Here is a 19,573-nt window from a genome sequence, read left to right on the forward strand (position 1 = left end):
CTCCATTCAATTAAAACGTTACATTTAAATTCATCGTGTATGTAGGACGAATCGACAGATTCAACTGATCAGCAGTTCCCGATTGAGAAGGATCTTGTCCTTTCAGTTTTGAATTACAAATCGTAAACAGATTCGTTCCAGAAATACCGATATCTGCCGATTTCAAACGCAACTTCTTACAAAAACTCTCCGGTAACATATATCGGAATGATACAGATTGTAATTTCAAGTAATCCCCGCTCACAGTCCGAATATTCGAATTATCATACATCTGCCAGATATTCTCGGCAAATTTAATGGCATTATAATTTCCTTGCTTCCACCAAGGCTGTAAAGTCTCAGTATACACACTATTCTGAAGCAATCCGGGAATACTAGTCTTTTTCTCATCTCCCGGTCTCTGCCAACGATGAACGAATTCCCTACGCATATTTCGTTCTGGCAAGAATGCCACGCTTGAACCACCCGAATTCTCCCCGTACAACTTCAACAAACGGATCTTCGACCCCAATGAATAAGAAAAGTGTATTCCCAAAGTCATTCTTTTATACGAAAAAGTATTTGAAATGCCACCCTGAATCACGGGTACCCGAGTTCCGGAAACTTTCATTACCCGACGGAACACCTCTTCTTTATCCATATTCACATACTCGTCTTTTAACTCTTCATCAATATCATAAAACATCGGACGACCATCCACTGGAGACAAACCCGCAAATTTGTAAGAATAAAATGAATTCAACGGTTCACCTTCGATTAACACGTTTCCATTCAAATAATCTTCAAACCGGATTTCATCCTGCACTTTATCAAAACTATTATTATTAACAGCTTTAGACAATAAAGTGTTTACAATCTGACCAATCTGCGGGTCAAAATCCCAACGGAAACCACCAACCTCCGCTCCGGCTTTAATCGGAGTAAAATTAAATCCCAACTCGAAACCTTTGTTCTCCAATGTTCCCGAATTAACGACATAACTATCCATACCGTTAATATCCGATATTGTTTTAGTCAAGAAAGCATCCTTGGTCTTCTTGTAAAAATAAGAAACCGTACCACGGATTCGGTTATTGAACAAGGCAAAATCCACGGATGCATTAATGGTTCCCGTCTTCTCCCAACGCAAGTCCGGATTCGGGTAATGTTTGATCGCTGATTCATACTTTCCGAAATCATCATTATAATCCCCACGCTCGATAATCAATTCCGGACTCTGCTCGCTCAATATGTTTCCCTGGTATCCATAAGAAGCCCGTAAACTTAACACATCCACCCAACGTACATTCCGAAGAATATTCTCTTTCATATCCCAGCTACCGGAGACAGACCACACGGGTAAGACACGTTCATTACTCCGATCCCCAAATTTATTCGAAGCATCCGCCCGGGTGTTAAAATTAAAAGAATAAGCATTATTTAACGTGTAAGTCAAAGTTAAATAAGCAGATAACTCGTTCTGAACATTATCCGAAATAATACCTCGTGTCGCTCCTGCCGTATTCATCTGCCATTGTGCAAATGAAGTATACACGGTAGGATCAAACGTTGTGATAATCTTTCCCCTCTCCGGCAAATACCCCCGATGCGTCTGACTCTTACCTGCATATTTATTGGATGACAATTCGAATCCCACGGATGCATTAATCAAATGCTTGCGATCCTTATCCAAGAATTTATTATAATCCAATTGTAAACGGGCTGTATACGTATCATTTCGTGTAACATCCTCCCGGTACTCACCTCCCATAGGTAACAAACTCCACCCCTTAATGTCATCAGATAAAGCTACCCCATAATCGGTTCCCCGGAGACAAGACGCATACCAAGAAGACTCATCCATCACAGTCTCTTGTGTGGTATTACTCATTCCGTAAGAAAACATAAACTGTGCCTTCAGATGCTCATTAAACCGATAATTCAGATCAGTTGTAACCGTCATCGCATAAGTGTTATACTCATCCCGACAATTCTCCATCTCATTCAAGGCATTAAACGCCAGATCCAATCTCCGTCGGCCTTCAGAATGGATATAACTTTTCTTATAATAATAAAGACTTCCGTCCTCATTAAAAGCAGGTATTGTTCGGGCCGTATTATAGGCATAATTCAATATATCAACCTCCGAATTCGTGTAATTTCGCTCTCCCCGATTTGCCTGAATCATAAAATTAAATGCCAACTTGTCGAAATTTCCATTCACTTTCAACAAAGTTGAATACCGATCGTTTTTCTCCTTCTTGATAACCCCGTTTTCATTCGTATACCCTAAAGAGGCATAATAACTAATATTGTCACTTCCTCCCGACAAACTCAACGTATGATTGTGAGAGAATGTATCCTCGGTGATCAATTTAAACCAATCCGTATTCACAGTCTCTATTCGGTCCACTTCCTGTTGAAACTGATCATAAGTATATACCCCATTTAACAATTTGTTAATGGCATCCTCGTATCCCACGTAATTTTGTATATCCGGAAGAGACAACCTTTTCTCCACTAACTCTCGGGAATAAGCTACACGTTCTTTTGAATTCATTAAATAAATGTTATTATCCGTGTAACGAGGTCTTCTCGTGTACGTCCCACTCACGTTATAAGTCACGGAAGGAGCCCCCGTTCTTCCCTTCTTTGTGGTTATCACGATCACCCCGTTAGCCGCCTTTGCCCCATAAAGCGCAGTTGCTGAAGCATCTTTCAAAATATCAATACGTTCGATATCATTAGGATTTATTCCGGAAATTGCATTTCCCACAAGATTCACAAAATCCAGATTATTTGCCAAGCTTGGACTTACATTCACGGGATCACGCAAAACGATTCCATCGAGTACCCACACCGGTTCTTGATTTCCCAAGATTGTCGATGTTCCCCGTACTCTCAACTTAGGGGCTGCACCTACCTGTCCTGAATTTTGCATGAAAGTCATTCCTGGAACATGCCCTTCCAACAATTGATCTATTCGAGTCACCCCCGGTACCTTAATATCATCCATCCGTAACGTTTGAACGGCACTGGTATTTTTTCTCTTATCAATCTGCTGATAACCCGTAATTACCACCTCATCCAGATTTGCAGACTCTTCCTCAAGAGTCACGTTCAGAACTTGTTCCCCGTGAAGCAAATGTTCCGAGCTTTTCATTCCGATAAAAGAAAACACCAGTACGGGATTATCCGTCTTCGGAATCACCATCTGGTAATGTCCCTGCATATCAGTGGCCGTTCCCACCATAGTCCCTTTCAACATAACAGTAACCCCGGGAAGCACATTTCCCGAAACATCCGACACGACACCACGAATCACCCTCTGAGCTTGTTCCTGCTTTTTCTGTATCTTCCGAATCAAAATAGATCCTAGCTCGAAACGATACTCGAAAGGTGTACCCGCAAACAACTTTGACAACACAGAATCAACCGAAATATTTTTCTCCTTCATCGAAACATTCGACATAGAAGCCAATTGATCCGGATCGTACACGAAGTTTAATTTCGTCTGTTCCTTGATCTGTCGGAAGACTACCGACACGTCCACGTTTTTCACGTCAATCGATACTTTCTGCTGTTGTGCAAAAGCCCCTAAAGAAAAACTCAGGCACATCACCATCGCCAACAACCAACGGCGACATAAAAGATTTGGATTCTCCCGTCTAAAAAAGTCGGGAAAAACAAAACTTGTCTTGTTTTTTTTCATAAATTTGTAAATTAACTATTAGAACTAACGCAGATGCGCAAACATCTCGTGACAAACCGTAAAAGTGTTGACGCACTTTACGGTTTTTTATTTACCATCACTCTACATTACTGTTCATTTTTCACGGTTACCACGTTTCCTTTCACTTCGAAACGTAGTGTTGCCGGCCCCTCGATCAGACGCAACACTTGCTCTATATCCTCATATCGACTGATCACCCCAGTAAATCGTTTTCGTTTCAACGACTCGTTTTCATAGAAAACCTTCACATCAAACCACCTACTTAATCGTCCCATAATTTCCTCTATTGTCTCCCGTTCAAAAACAAATTCTCCATCTTTCCATGCGATATATCTATACGGATCAACCTCTTCCACTTGAACCATTCCCGTCTTTTCCTCATACACTGCTATCTGTTTGGGTGCCAACATCACTTCTTTTCCCGTGCCATCTACCCGAATCCCCACCTTGCCTTTCACCAACACAGTTTGTACCATACCTTCCCGGTATGTATTCATGTTAAACTCCGTCCCGTAGACCTTCACTTCCATCCCTTTTTCCGTCATCACGATAAACGGATGTTTCGAATCATGAGTCACTTCGAAATAAGCCTCTCCTGTCAGGTAGACCTTCCTCTCCTCTCCCATAAAAGTAACCGGAAAGCGAAGTTCTGTCATTGAATTCAACCAAACCTTACTTCCATCAGACAAAGCCAATTGATAAAATCCTCCCACCGGTATACGCATCGTATTATAGATACTCTCTTCTCCCTGTACCTTTGCCGTTGTATAATTCAATCCGCTCACCGAATCATTTTGAATTCCCGTTTCATTCATTCCCTCGATCAATGCACTTTGTTGATTCAAGATCACTCGTTCACCCGTACTCAAAATCAACTCGGCCTTCACCCCGGGAACAATCCGCTCCGTTTCAGCCAGCAAACGGGCATCATCCAAATCACGCCATTCATTAACCGTACGCCCCACAAACAAACCTACCATCAAAATAATAGAAGCAGCCACCGACCAACGTAAAGTCATCCGTCGGCTCTTCCTTTCTTGAATCGTATTTTCCAACCGGACAAACTCTTCTTTCTTATCCCGGTTAAAATCCACATTCCTCCGCGTCTGATAAACCGTGGCAAATTCCTTCAACAACTTCACGTGTTCCGGATCTTCCATCCACGCTTCCACCTTCATATCATCCTGATTTTCCCGATCCGTCAGTATCAAGTTTGCAAATTCAATATCTTCATCCGTGTATTTCATAGACTGTCATTTTGCATCTATCACACGTACCTTTCAAAAAAGGGTGACAAAAAAAGATATTTTTTTCAGAAAAATTAAAAAGAAAAAGAAAATCACTTATCACACAGCAAAAAAAGCAGGATAGATTCGTCCTGTAACTCATCCCGTAAAAATTTTAATGCACGGGACATATGCTTTTTAATTGTGTTAATGCTCACCTCCAATTCATCAGCCACCTCCTGGTATTTTTTCTCCTCCACCACACATTTCAAAAAAACCTCTCGCTGTTTATCCGGCAATAAAGCTAATTTCTCCTCCACCCGGGCAAAACGTTCATCATACTCTGCCAACTCGTCTGCAGCAGACTCCAACAACTCTGTTACCTCCCGTTCGTTCACCTCCACCACCCGCAAATGTCTCAAATAATTCAAAGCGTAATTCTGAGCCAATGTAAACAAATAAGATTTTGCAGAATAAGATAAATCCAAGCGTTTCCGGTTATTCCAAAAAGTCAAAAAAGTATCGTGAACAATATCTTTAGCCACCTCTTCATCCCTCACGTATCCATACACGAATCCCACAAGATTCCCGTAATGCAAATCAAACAACTCCTCAAAAGCCTTATGCTCCAAAAAATCTTTCGACATAGTATCTCTATTCACGACATCTTACCTGCAAAAATAAACTATTTGTCGTGTTATACAATAACCCTCGAAATATTTAATTAAAAAAGAGGCTATTCCCGAAGAAATAGCCCCTACAAACATTCATTCAAATACAATTCGCTACCTGTCAAATAACTCTATCAACTTCGTATCCAACCACCCTCCACGAGCATTCGTCAGGATAATCTTACCTTGTGGATCAATCAGGAAAGAACTCGGTACTCCACGAACACCGTACTTTTTCACGATAAATCCATCAAATCCCTCACCTTTATCACAAACCTGCAACCAAGCCATTTGCTCCTGTTCCAATGCTTTTTTCCATTGCTTCTTATTAGCGTCAATTGACACGCTCACGATATCAAATCCCTTTGCATGATAAGCTGAATACGCATCTTTCAGATGAGGGATATCTCCCCGACACGGCCCACACCAGGAAGCCCAAATCTCCAACAAAGTATATTGACCGGGTTTTATCACATCCGATAAATTCACCGTATTCCCCTCTTTATCCAACATATCAATATCCAGATACTGATCGCCCACGTAAACTGGAATTCCATTCAAACGATCAGCCAAAGCCTTACCTTTCGAACTATTCCGTAAATTCTCCGACAATAAAGACAACACCTTATTTATCTCGCCCCGCCCGTATTTTGTTATCGCCAACGTACCGGCAACATACAAGGCTACCGGAGAATCCGGATTCTCTTTAATAAAATTCACCTTGTAACGATAAATCTCATCTTTACAATTCTCCAATTCCTCCAAAGCGTCATAGGCGGATTGCATATTTTTACGTCCCAATTCATCGGCCTTCGCGTAATAATAAGCCACACGATACTTCTCGAACAATTCAGAATTCAAGGTCGACAGGGGGGCCAATCCTCTATCATACTTCATGTACAAATCATTAACCGGGGAACCTGTAATTTTAATACATTCCGAAATTATCTCGTTCGATTTAGTAGGTAAACTATCATAAGGAGCTTCCAGCGTTATAGATGAATTATCAACAAAGATCGGTAACTTCACCGTACTTTTCCATTCCCCTCTCTGACTGTCATTCTTATAAATCGTGATACAACGCATTTCGGGAGAATCTACTTTCCCATTAAATTCAAACTCACCATTTTTAATCGTGGTACTATCATATAAATGCTTGTATTGGGAAAGGTCCGTCAAAAAAACTTTCACACCTTCTCCACCCCTACTGATTTTCCCTTTAATTTTAAAACCATCCGCATGACACAAACTCACGCTCGCTAACAAAACAATAACGTAAACGCATATAAACTTCATCATGACTTATTTCTTATTGTACTTTTCTAAGAGAGGAACAATCACATCTTTTTCAGACGGACGGGGAGCAGAAGCTGATATAATCTTGAAATCTTTATCTATCAACAAAAAACGTGGAATTCCCGTGATATCCCATCCTGTCCGAACCAACGGGTCGGTAGAAAACAACTCTAACACCTTCCCATGATCGGCATCTCCTTTCAATTTTCTCAACCACACCTCCGTGTTATCATCCAGAGATATACCAACAAACTGGATATTGGGATATTGCTTGCTCAACTCGTTAAAATAGGGCATCTCTCCCAAACAAGGCATACACCACGTGGCCCAAAAATCCACGAACAGAACTTTACCTTTATAATCACTCAGTTTACCTTTTTTTCCCTCCATACTCACAACCGTGAAATCAATTGCAGGACGTCCCTCCATCAATTTCGCACGTTTCTCCAATCTTCCTAAAAATGCCTGTTTAAAATCTGCATTTTTCAACTTGGAACCGTAAGCATATAATTCATCATAAAGCGGTTTCGTCATTTCCTCATCCATACTTTCACCTTTCATGTACGCATCGTTTAACTCCGTCAAACGTTGAGACTTCGGGAAATCAAAGATAGATACATCCATCTCGTAGCAACTCAACAGTACATCCCTCACCACGGCAACATCCAAATACTTATCTTTGGCAGAAATCTCTTTCAGTATAGGATTAATATATTCCCGAATAGACTTATTAAACTCATCTGCTTTTGCCTGCCCCTCTTTCTCCGTTTTACAATCTCTTAAAAGATCTGAATACCACAAATATGCCATATAACTATTCGCAACATCCGCTTTAATCCGCATCATTTCCAATTCCACGAACTCCTTACTCACGTTTGGCAACGCTTTTAACTCCTTCTCCCGTTGCGCAGCCCGTTCATCAATATACTTTTTTGTCTCCTCAAAACTACCTTTTACATTCCGACCTGCCTCCAAAAACGAACCCGCTTTTGGAAACAAACGGCCTTTCATGTAAGTATTCGCCTCTGCCCCTTTCCCTTTAAACCAGCTTTGCGGTTGGGAGGTTCCCAAGTTTACTTCCATGTCATCTCCCGGAGTCAAGTACAACGTATTTCTTCCCACGGAATAATACCCCGGTTTCTTCAAATCAAAAGTAAAATCAAAAGAACCATCCTTGTTTACCGGGATACGTTGCGTCCACTCTTTGGCGATCTCTCCTGCCGCCCCGTCAAAATTCATAGACACGACATCCGTTCCGAACTCTTTCAATGAACCGTGCAAACGCACATTCTTCCCCACCCCATGACTGGCAACGCCAAACACGAGTAAAAACACAAACAATACATTTTTCATACAATACAAATTTTATTTATTCAGTAATTCAAAAAGTTTCATATCCAACCATCCTCCTCTAGACTTCAATTGGATAACCTTTCCCGAAGGATCTATCAAAAAACCGGAAGGTACTCCCATAACCCCGAATGCTCGAATTCCATTCTTATCGAATTGTTTACCGCCTGTATCACGAAGTTGTTTCCAAAGCATTTTCTCTTCTTTTACCGCTTTTTTCCAAGACTCAGAAGAATCATCAATAGAAACACTAATAATGTCAAAACCTTGCGGATGATACTTCTCATAAGTTTCTTTCAAATGCGGGATATCCGAACGACAAGGACCACACCAAGAAGCCCAAAACTCCACTAAAGTATAACGCCCCTTCTCCACCAAATCCACAAGTGGAACCAGTTGTCCTTCCAAATCCAACATACGAACATCTGGTAACGGATCATTTAAATACAAAGGCTTATTCAACAAATTCTTTTCCAAAGCCTGTCCCTCTTCTGTATCTCGCATTTCCTCAGGAAAATAACTTACCAGCCGCTCGGCTTCCTTTCTACCGTAACGCTCGACAGCCATGTTCTCAACCACATACCTAACAACAGGAGATTGCGGATACCGATGTATAAAATCAGCTTGATAACGGAAAATATTTTCTCTGATCTTGTCTATTTCCTTCACCATACGAAAAATCTCTTCTTCCGTTCCCTTATGATAATAGTAAGCCGTTCCGTAGCGAGAATATAAATCACAATATTGCTGATACAGTTCCAAATACCCTTTCATGTAGAGCGCATACTGTTCATGAATAGGACCACCTTTCACTTTCACCTCCGTTGATAATTGACTATCCCCCTTTGTCGGCATTTTCTCATAAGGAGCCTCCACTGTCACAAGCGTATTTTCCACGAATATCGGCAAAGCAATGATACCATTCCATGCCTCTTGGTTCTGCAAATTCTTATAAATCGTAAGACAACGCAGTTCCGGTAGCTTCACGATTCCCTGGAATTCAAATATCCCGTTTTTTATCACAATACTATCATAAACCACCTGCTGGTCCATGTCTGTCAGATACACCCATTGCCCTTCTTTTACCCCGGATATCTTACCTTTTAAGACAAAACCGTTAGTCTGTGCCTGCCCCGCCAGTGCGGTAAGCAGGCATATGATCAATACAAATATTCTCATGCTTTCTATTGCTACAAAAATAAGATATCTTTTACCTCTCCAAAACCTGTATAAACTTGAGTTGCGGGATAATTTTCACTATCCGAACCGATACCCCCAGTTACAGAAAGGTTCAGTATAACAACATCACACGTTCCATTTCCCATATCAAAAACAACTCCCAAACTACGATTCGGATCAAATTCATAATTACTAAAATCAAGATAAGTACTGTTTATTTGAGCCTTTTTAGCAAATTTCATGATAGTCGCCTTACCTCCCGTATGCGTGTACACGGGTGTAGATTTCCCTCCACTTTGTTTAAAATCCAAACGATAAACGACATTATCGACCGTGTAGAACAAGATTCCACTATAAGGTTTGGTTCCAGCAAAACAACTATTTTCATTTACACCGGAAGATAACTTCAATTTATAGTAACCGGAAAAAGCAGGATATCCATTTACAGTCGAAGCAATTCCGTCCATATTAAATTCATACACGAAACAACTGTCTACACCTTTTAATGATACACCATAAGCATAAGATCCCCGCACGTAATCTGGCTCAAATTGGTAACCGGGTCCGATCCAGATCATCTTCTGATCTACAGGCAGTGCATTCGGATCAACCTCTTTCACGTTGTTATCGCGTACCGGGATTGGATTAATCTTATAGCTAGTAGGATTTTCATTCGCTGCATTAAAACGAGTCGGGTCACCTGTCGTTTCCCGCGACTGATTCTGATAAAAACAAAAACGATGTCCTGCTTCGTCATACAACATAGAACTAAAGCCTGCTTTAGTCGCATACTTTATCCACACATTATCTCCCAGTTCTGAGGCAATATTCGCTTTATACAACTTCATCGCTATCGGACTTTGAAACAGTACTCCGTCAGATAAACAGATCGCTCCCCAAGAAGCTTCACCGTCAATTAACTGAACATTTGAAAAATTGAAACGTCCTTGATTGGGACCATACACCATCTTATCAAGAGAATTCATTAATTCAAATTTTTTCCATTGGCAAAATACCCCAGACTCCTCAGGCTGATCCGTAACAACAGAAAAAACATTCCAAGTCTTTCCTTTCCCATATGGAAAGAAAGAGGTCAAATAATTTCCCATACACAAAGCCTTACCTTGTAAATACCTACCGGTTTCTTTATAATAAGCATCTTGTGTCTTCACGATATCATTTCCCATATATTCGATAGCTCCCAATGCTGCATGCCCATTCTCGTTATGCAGAATCATCCAAGCCCCATCATACGGTTTCATCAGTTTGATCGTCGTATTCAAGGGATAATTAATACCTGTCAAACGATCATACACGTTCAACCGGAAATAATGCATATATGCTAAATCGGGATCATCCGGATTAATACGAAAACGTAATGTATCAACACGACTGATTGTATCGTTATCATCATGCCCCTCAATAAACTCATTAATCACAGAATGTACCCACATAAAATCCAGGTTATCCTTATTCTCCTGCATGGATTGACTCAATTTAGGGACAATACTTATCGTGGTATCTTTATCCAAGCGAAACGAGTACATTTCATCCAAGCCGACTTTAACCGTATTTATATCAGCATAGTCATAATTTCCTTTATCGTCATAACACGCCGCCAAAAGGAATAAACTCAAAATATAGATTATTTGTTTCATAGCTCTCATTTTTAACCTAACAATTCAGATAAATCCGGGAATTCAATCCACTCCCCCGTGTTCTCGTCCAGCAAAGGAGGGTTAGACGGATCTGATTTATATTCTTCCAAAGTCTCGTACAATATATTTCCCATAATAGCCTCCCAAAAACTATCATCTGCATAATACCACGCCTCGAAATTCGTACATCCGAGCATGGTTATCATGTAACGCATCTTTGTCTCGCTCCATGCCCCGAAAAACATCACCGGCTCATATTCCCAATATTCCTCTGTAATCCCCCACAATTCCAAAGAAACCTTATCCTCAGCTACTAATTTAAAAACTTGCCTTTCTTCTGTTCCCGCCTTGAAATCTGATTGAGCATAATCGAAAACTAATTCGGTAGTATAAGTTACATTTTGAGTTGCCGGACGTTTCACCAATACCTTAAAAGATGCAATCCCGGTATCTGCCGAAACGTAATATTCTTCCGGAAAAATAACTTCCAGTGCATTTTCTTTCGGCGGGTTCGACTTCAATACCACCTTACGCGGATGATCCGCTTTTATCCCCATGATCTTCACCCCCACGATCATCGTATCCAACAACAATGAATCTCCCAGTTTATTGACTCCGAAATTTCTCTTCCACTCCAGATACTTCTCATCATCACTCCAGTAATACTTACTGCCACTCTGAAATCTACCCATAAAATTGATTTCACCACCTTCTCCATAATCTACCATTTCATATTTTTCACATCCCTGGAGAAATACAAGTAGAATCATGAATCCTATAATCATTATTCTTTTCATAGATTGTTCATTTTAACTTGATAATCAAAATACCCCACACTCTCAATAGGCTTTCCCGAACAATTCCTCATTCTCCGGCCAACTGAACATATAGTTTTTTTCAACCATTTTCAGCATCGGGCTATGCAAGAAAGTCGTGTAACCATGCCGTTTATAGAAAAAGAACAATTGTCCCTCACCATAAAACTCCTTACGATACTCTTTCTCAATCTCGTAAAGTTTGGTCGTTTCCGTGCACGAAACCGGATCGACTCCCCTGATTTCACGAACTTTATTCAAGAATCCTTCTGTCACTTTAGGATCAGTAGCACATTCAGCCAGAATATAATACATTTCGGCTAAACGAATCATGACAATGGTTCCTTCCGTTGAAGGCCACATTTTATCCTGCTTGTACTTTCGTGTTGTGATTCCATTTAACCCGTAATCAAAGCTAACCCCTTCCCGAATTCTGAAATCATTTGTCCCATCAGTAGCCACATCAAACATTTCGTTTAAAAACTCCGAGGTTGAAATATAATATTGACCACTTGTTGCGAACTCCTCCTCCACTTGCTGATCAAAATCATCCACGTAAATCGAAAAAACAATCTCTTTAGAACGCAATAAATCTGCGACATCTGCAACAAAATCAAATTGTCTGCTGTCAATCACCTGATTGGCATAATTTTCAGCTTCCGTTTTATTACCGGCATACAGGTTTACCCTAGCCAACATTGCTTTAACAGCATACAAATTCATTCGTTTATGACGATACACCAGAAAACGATCCCCGGTCATGTTTTCTTCCGACTCAACAGGAAATTCAAAATTTAACGGATCCGTATCCTTCAGAAGAATTTCGGCTTCTTTCAAATCTGCGATAATACTATCCAACACGATGTTTGAGGGTTGCATTTCTTTCGGTTCCCGGTTAAACACGGTCCGGTAAGCAATCCGTTTAGCCGTAGGATTTTCCTTGTATATCGGTCCGAACATCCGCAACAAATCAAAATGTAGAAAAGCACGCAATCCTAAAGCTTCCCCTTTTATGATTTCGTAATAATTCTCCGTGGTAAACACATCCTTTTTTTTATCACAGTAATACAATAAATTATTGATATTAGCGATCACATTATACATTTTTCCCCAAATAGCCGTCGTGTAACTTTCGGTCTTCTTCGAAGGGAATGTATACCACAATTCATCTTGGTAAGAATCAATATTTGTCGGCTGATAGCGTTGCCCTAGTATATCCAAAAAACCATAACTCAGATTTTTAGCATACAAATCCTTTGAAGCCATTTTAATATATATACCGGTCAAAGCTTCCTTAAAACCTAATTCCCGACCGAACACCTCTTCTTCTTCAACTGTCGTTTTCGGTTTCACATCTAACCAATTCGAACAGGAAGAAAAAAACAATATACCTAGACAAATAACAATATATCTTTTCATATCTATCACATTTAAAAAGTCACATTTAAAGACATTGACATCCGACGAGAAAACGGGTATTCAATACCCCTCTCCATTTTCACGGTCGAGAAACGGCAAATATCCTCCATATAGAATCCAATAGTAGCCGCACTGATGCCAGCACGTTTCAACCAACTAAATTTAGAATCATCCATTCGGTAAGAAAGGTTAATCGTAGAGAAAGCGAACTCGTTATCGTCCATAACAAAACGAGAACTTTCCTTCGTATCCTCCTTAAAAATATCACCGTCAATAGCCTTAAAAAGTACTTGGTTCCCCGGCTTCTGCCAACGACTATATAGAGCTCTACGATCGGCATTTTTACGTAAATTGGCATTCTCAACTTTGTCAATCAAGGTTTGGTTAAATACCTGGCCACCCCAATGATACTGCCCGGCCAATGTCAAACTAAATCCTTTATAGGTAAAAGTAGTAGAAACAGATCCCTGAAACTTTGGTTCAGTATCCCCAACGGGCACCTGATCCACGGAAGAATAAGTATTAGTCAACTGGCCATCACGGGTAACAAAAACCTCCCGACCAGTCTGAGGATCAATTCCCTTAGATCGAACAGCCCAAATTGTCGTTTGAGAGTAACCATTCTCATAACGAGGTAACGGACGCTTTTTACGTTTATTATTAAAATCATCCCAACTCTCATACTCATCCGCATTTTCCTCTTTATCCGCTTCAGCCATCTGCTTCTCGTTCATCACTTTCAATGCGTTAGAAATCTCCTCGATCTTTGATTTATTATGCGAACCCGTAAGTACAAGATTCCAATACGCCTGTTTAGCCGAATTACTGTACGGCATCAAACGTAAAGTGACCTCATAACCCTTATTGGAAATTTCGCCCAAATTCTCTTTCATCGTCGAGAAACCGACAGACGGAGCCATTGAATAATCCAACAAAGTGTTCTTCGTATATTTCTCATAATATTCCACCCGTGCGCTCACGAGATTTTGTAATACGGTAAAATCCAAAGAAACATTATAATTTTTTGTCTGTTGCCATTTCAAATCAGGATTTCCTAAACCATATATTTCCGTACCCACCACATCCGAACTCTTATAGGTTTTCATTAAATTCTTATACGTGTACATTTGCAAAGATTGATAAGGAGTAAAACCCTGCGACCCAGTAATACCGTAAGTACCACGCAAAACCAATTCGTCAAAAATACCCAGATTATTGATAAAAGTCTCTCTATCGGCATTCCAACGGAAACCAGCGGACCAAAAGGGCGCATACCGATTGTTTTTCCCGAACTCAGAGGAAGCATTAACACTCATGCTATAATCAATAGCATAACGCTGCTTATACGAGTAATTCAAAGTCATCATAAAAGCTAATGCCCGAGCCACACTCTCACTACCGGAAGTTTCTTTGTATTCCGTTCCCATATACACTTCACTCAATTTATCATTCGGGAAACCTTTCATGACCAACCCTGTCGTTTTCGAGGACGTTTCATTTATACTGTAACGGGCAAAAGCGGAGAGCAAGTGATCGCCCAAAGACTTATTATATGCTCCAGATAAACTGACTCGATAAGAAGTTCCCTCCTTTTTTGTCCAATCATAAGATCCCTTTTGTGCCGGGTCCGTTACCGAGTAAAAATCATTATGTTGGGCGGATTTGAACACCTCGACAGAACCATCCGTTCGCGTCAACGTGAAATCCAAACTTAAACGCAAATTCTCTACAGGCAAATATTCAACCTTCAGGGCTTCACGCAGTTCAAAGTTTTTACTATCATCTTTTGATTCAAATTGTTTATTCCAAAGCGGGTTCAAAATAGGTTCTCCGTAACGTGCCACAACATCATCAAATTCATCCCCGGTTCGATTATCATCCAACAATTGTTTAATATTTCCATGACTATCCGTTTTACGATAATAAGGATTAACCATAGCATAATCCTGAAAACTACCATAAGGGGACGTCCGTGCCCCGTCAGAATAATCTACAGACAATGAATTATTAATTAATAACTTATTATTCCGGTAATTCAAATCAATTTTTCCGGTTTTAGTATTCAAGTTCGATTCTTTCATCACACCCGGAGCCCATTTGGCCCCTAAATAAAGCTTATACCGCAATGTCTGGTCTCCCCCCTCCACGGTCAATCCATGTCGATGAGCGAAAGCCGTCTGTACCGGTTCTGCCAACCAATACGTGTTCACTCCTCTCAACACTTCCTGGCGAAGATTATTATAATAGTTCATCAACCCCATATTATCTTTCTCGTCATAATATCCGGCCAATTCCTCTATTTTCAACTTCTCCTCCGCATTCATCAGATCATACACACTTAAATCCGGCCATTCCAATTCAAAATTCCCGTTATAAGTAAAACGTAACTTACCTGGAGCTGGAGCTCTCGTTTCCACGACCACCACTCCATTAGCCGCCTCGGAACCGTAAATAACCGTTGCAGCAGCATCTTTCAACAAAGTAATAGATTCCACCTGTTCTGGATCAAGGTCCATAATCGTCGTGGCATCCACCCCAATCACACCATCTAACACGAACAACGGTTGATTCGGACGGGTATTCACATCACCACGTAACACCACCACGTCATCACTCTGGTAGTTACCAATACTCGCTTGCCCCCGCATTTGGAAATCTGGAATAGCATTCGGATTTGAACCTGCCAAATTACTGGTGTTCATTTTAAAACCCGGATCTAACATTTGTAACGCTTTCAACACATTACCCGATGTCATCCTTTTAATCTCGTCACCAGAAACACGAGTTGCAGAGCCGGTAAACCCTTCCTTTTTCCGGGTAAAAATACCCGTCACCACCACATCTTCCAGACTTTCCGTCTGCTCCTCCATCACCACCTTCAAATCCTTCTTCCCGGCCAATACCTCTTTATCTTTAATCTCAGCCAACTTCACTTTCTGGGTTTCCATTCCCACGAAGCGAAATACCACCACCACGTCTTTCAACTCTTTAGGTAAAGGCAAGCTGAACTTTCCGTCCACATCAGTGGCACATCCAACGGTAGTACCCTCAATAAGTACCGTCACACCAGGTAAAGGGGCTCCCCCCTTATCAACGACCTGCCCTTTCATCAGAACCGTTTTCTCCTCTTGGACGACAATGGCCTTTGGGGTAATCACGATCAGGTTATCTATAATTCGATAACCAAAGCGATCCCCAAAAATCACTCGAACCAACTCGTCAAGAGTGGCCTGATTCAAATCCACTGAAATCTTTCGGTTAACATCCACTTCCTTTTTACTAAAAAAGAAATCCTGTTTCAACTGCTTTTCGACCTCGAAAATGACCTTCTCTACCGTCACGTCCTTCATTTTCAAGTTAACCTGAGCATTCTGACTTCGAACCTCCGCGGAAAGGTGAGTCAAACTGAGTAACATCAAAAAAATTACAATTTTCATCACTCGAAATAGGTTAAAAAGTTCCCTGAATGTGCAATTCATGCACATACTTCGTTTTTTTTTCATAGCTTTGTAATTGGATTATTATTAAAGATTCTTCACGAAGAATTTAGACGAGGGTTGTTAGCGGCAATCCTCGTTTTTTCTTCCTAACGTTTTATAATTGTTATCACTTTTCCTTGCACTTTAAAATCAACATCTGTTGTTGCCGCAATCACGGACAACACACGATCCAGCTCCATATCCCGGTTTATCACTCCCCGGAAAACATAATCCTTCAAATCCTGATTCTGGTAAAAAACCTCAAAATCATACCAACGTTGTAACTGTCGCATAAGCAGGTCCAACGTCATGGACTGGAACACGAATCGCCCTTTTCTCCAAGCTATATAAGGCTCCACGTCAACCTCATACAACATGAACTTACCAGTTTCCAAGCTCATCACGCTCTGCATCCCCGGAGTTAACACTTCTTCCTGACCACTCTTTTCAGAAGAAAAACGAATCGAACCATCCACCAGCGTCGTGTACATCCGTCCGTCATCCCCGTAAGCATTTATATTAAAAGAAGTTCCCAACACTTGCACCTCGGCCCCGTTTACCCGAACGATAAAAGGATGCAAACTATCTTTCCGCACATCAAAATAAGCCTCTCCTTTCAAATCAACCACCCGTTTCCCGTTCAAAAACTCTACCGGGTATTTTAATTCCGAATCCGCATTCAAATACACTTTCGTACCATCAGCAAGAGTCAAAGCGTATTCTCCTCCAACCGGGGTTGATAACGTGTTATACTCTTCCTTCACACTTCCCTTCCCGGTTTCCTCGTACACGATCCCTTCTCCGGTAGTTGCCACCCGCACCCGTTCATTCAACTGAATATTCAGATCTCGATTCTGTTCCAAAGCAACCTTTTTACCATCGGCCGTCATCAAAATAGCTTTTGACTTGCCGGGTTGCATTGCGTTTGTCGTCAAAACCTGTTCATCATGCATATCCCGAACATCGTTTATCATCCGTCCAACAAACAACCCGACCAGTAATATAATCGATGCCGCAACCGACCAACGTAAGGTCATCCGGCGACTCTTCCGATCGTAAACGGCCTGTTCCAGACGTTGATATTCCACATCTACATTCTCCCCATACCCACGACCGGATAATTTTTGCCGGATTGCCGCAATCTCGTCCAACAACTCCACGTGATCTTTCACTCGCAACCATGCAGCAACCTCCTCCTCGTTCAATTCTTCCCGTTGGGTAAGAATCCTGTTGGCAAATTCTATATCTTCATCCCTGTAACTCATTTTTGCTTATTTTTATAATAACACAACAACCTACTCGAAATAGGTGACAAGAAATAATATTTTTTTTCAAAATTCTTCCAATTCCCCCCAAAACCTCTTCTTTATCAACAACGAAGGTCATGTCAACATACCTTTCTACAAGGGCAAAGTAACTTTTTTCCCAAGGTTTTAAATCACATAAAAATCCAAATATTCTTCAACTTTTTCAGAATCACACAAAAAAAGAGTGCCCCAACCGAAGCACTCCACACTTAAAAAATAATAATATCTTACTTGTACTTTTTCATCAAATTCTCAATAACCTCCGCGGTCAATTCATGTCCCTGTAATAACGGAAAACCTTCCCAACGGATGATTCCTTTCGGATCAATCAAGATAACATGAGGAATACCTTTCACGCCGAGCGCTTTTTTCATCACGCCTTTAGTATCCACGGCACTGTAATACTCGATATTCGGATCTTTCATCGCTTTCACTTTATCAGCCGTTTCATCAGAAATACCAATAACAACCAATTTTTTACCAAACTTTTTGGCAAACTCGTTCAATTCGGGGATCGCTTTCCGGCAAGGTCCACACCATGTCGCCCAAAAGTCGATTAGAATAAACTTTCCTTTCAATTTGGGTTGTTGGGAAATCCATTCCTCCACAACAAATTCAGGAGCCTTTTTATTCAAAAAAGAATCTGCCCACAACTTTTTACCATTATTAGACTCTTGTCCAAATACATTTGACAAGGTCAATGTCAACACGATACATACAATAAACTTCATCATACTCTTCCATTATTTAAAATTAACATACAATGTCAAACTCATTTATTCACGCTCTCGCTTCAACATAAACAACATGACCATCTCTTCCTTCAACTCGTTACGCAGGAATTTCAATCCCCTGGAAATATGTGTTTTCACAGAATTGACACTAATTCCCAATTCATCGGCCACGTCTCTGTATTTTTGCCCGTCCACGAAACATTTCATCAGCACCTGCCGCTGTTTGTCTGGTAACTCTGCGAGTTTCTCGTTCAACCGGGCTACCCGTTGCTCGTATGCATCCAGCTCGTCATCAGCATTTTCCAACGCCTCGATAACCTCTCGCTCGTTCATGGCCACCACACGCAAATGTTTCAAGTAGTTCAATGCGTAATTTTTAGACAAGGTGAATAAATAGGATTTCAAGGAATAGGATACATCCAAGCTCTTTTTGTTTTTCAATACGACCAGAAAAACGTCATGCACGATATCTTTCGCCACCTCCTCATCGTTCACGTAACTACATACAAACCCCACCAAATCCCCGAAATGGGATTTAAACAAGCCTTCGAAAGTATCCTTATCAAATTCATTCTCTACCATGGTATATCTATATAACACGCCCCTATATCCATACAAAATTATACTTTTTATCGAAGACAACAAACAATCAATATAATATAAAATGAATCCCGACATTAAAATAATTAACAAACAAACTTAGAACCGGTTTAAATTCCATGTTCTG

The 19,573-nt window shown here is 40.7% G+C and carries 13 protein-coding genes; all 13 read right to left on the bottom strand.

Annotated features, from left to right (window positions below):
* Positions 1 to 10: 10 nt before the first annotated feature.
* Positions 11 to 3,691: a SusC/RagA family TonB-linked outer membrane protein gene (locus DWW52_RS05215; protein ID WP_233556707.1), complete on the bottom strand. Its 3,681-nt coding sequence runs from the start codon at positions 3,689 to 3,691 to the stop codon at positions 11 to 13.
* Between the two features lie 107 nt (positions 3,692 to 3,798).
* Positions 3,799 to 4,959, bottom strand: a complete 1,161-nt coding sequence (locus DWW52_RS05220) for a FecR family protein (protein ID WP_118714419.1) — start codon at positions 4,957 to 4,959, stop codon at positions 3,799 to 3,801.
* Positions 4,960 to 5,051: 92 nt separating this feature from the next.
* Positions 5,052 to 5,585 carry an RNA polymerase sigma-70 factor gene (locus DWW52_RS05225; protein WP_118714420.1) on the bottom strand — a complete coding sequence of 178 codons (534 nt, stop codon included), beginning with the start codon at positions 5,583 to 5,585 and terminating at the stop codon, positions 5,052 to 5,054.
* A gap of 138 nt (positions 5,586 to 5,723) precedes the next feature.
* The gene (locus tag DWW52_RS05230) at positions 5,724 to 6,908 is read right to left on the bottom strand and encodes a TlpA disulfide reductase family protein (RefSeq protein ID WP_118714421.1); all 1,185 of its coding nucleotides are present in this window, start codon (positions 6,906 to 6,908) and stop codon (positions 5,724 to 5,726) included.
* 3 nt (positions 6,909 to 6,911) lie between these two features.
* Positions 6,912 to 8,258 carry a TlpA disulfide reductase family protein gene (locus DWW52_RS05235; protein ID WP_118714422.1) on the bottom strand — a complete coding sequence of 449 codons (1,347 nt, stop codon included), beginning with the start codon at positions 8,256 to 8,258 and terminating at the stop codon, positions 6,912 to 6,914.
* A 12-nt stretch (positions 8,259 to 8,270) separates the two neighbouring features.
* Positions 8,271 to 9,434 (bottom strand): TlpA disulfide reductase family protein, encoded by a 1,164-nt coding sequence (locus tag DWW52_RS05240; protein WP_118714423.1) that lies wholly within the window; start codon positions 9,432 to 9,434, stop codon positions 8,271 to 8,273.
* An 11-nt stretch (positions 9,435 to 9,445) separates the two neighbouring features.
* Entirely contained in the window at positions 9,446 to 11,092 is a 1,647-nt protein-coding gene (locus DWW52_RS05245) for a PKD-like family lipoprotein (protein WP_158582487.1), read from the bottom strand.
* Positions 11,093 to 11,103: 11 nt separating this feature from the next.
* Positions 11,104 to 11,889, bottom strand: coding sequence for a DUF4843 domain-containing protein (locus tag DWW52_RS05250; RefSeq protein ID WP_118714425.1), 786 nt, complete (start codon positions 11,887 to 11,889; stop codon positions 11,104 to 11,106).
* Positions 11,890 to 11,931: 42 nt separating this feature from the next.
* Positions 11,932 to 13,326, bottom strand: a complete 1,395-nt coding sequence (locus tag DWW52_RS05255; RefSeq protein ID WP_118714426.1) for a RagB/SusD family nutrient uptake outer membrane protein — start codon at positions 13,324 to 13,326, stop codon at positions 11,932 to 11,934.
* An 11-nt stretch (positions 13,327 to 13,337) separates the two neighbouring features.
* Positions 13,338 to 16,763: a SusC/RagA family TonB-linked outer membrane protein gene (locus DWW52_RS05260; RefSeq protein WP_158582488.1), complete on the bottom strand. Its 3,426-nt coding sequence runs from the start codon at positions 16,761 to 16,763 to the stop codon at positions 13,338 to 13,340.
* A gap of 149 nt (positions 16,764 to 16,912) precedes the next feature.
* Positions 16,913 to 18,070, bottom strand: coding sequence for a FecR family protein (locus tag DWW52_RS05265; protein ID WP_118714428.1), 1,158 nt, complete (start codon positions 18,068 to 18,070; stop codon positions 16,913 to 16,915).
* Positions 18,071 to 18,339: 269 nt separating this feature from the next.
* Positions 18,340 to 18,846, bottom strand: a complete 507-nt coding sequence (locus tag DWW52_RS05270) for a TlpA disulfide reductase family protein (protein WP_233556709.1) — start codon at positions 18,844 to 18,846, stop codon at positions 18,340 to 18,342.
* Between the two features lie 42 nt (positions 18,847 to 18,888).
* On the bottom strand, positions 18,889 to 19,428 hold the full coding sequence (locus DWW52_RS05275; protein WP_118714967.1) for an RNA polymerase sigma-70 factor: 540 nt from the start codon (positions 19,426 to 19,428) through the stop codon (positions 18,889 to 18,891).
* Positions 19,429 to 19,573: the final 145 nt, after the last annotated feature.

The organism is Odoribacter sp. AF15-53 (assembly GCF_003479425.1).
Classification (GTDB): Bacteria; Bacteroidota; Bacteroidia; order Bacteroidales; family Marinifilaceae; genus Butyricimonas.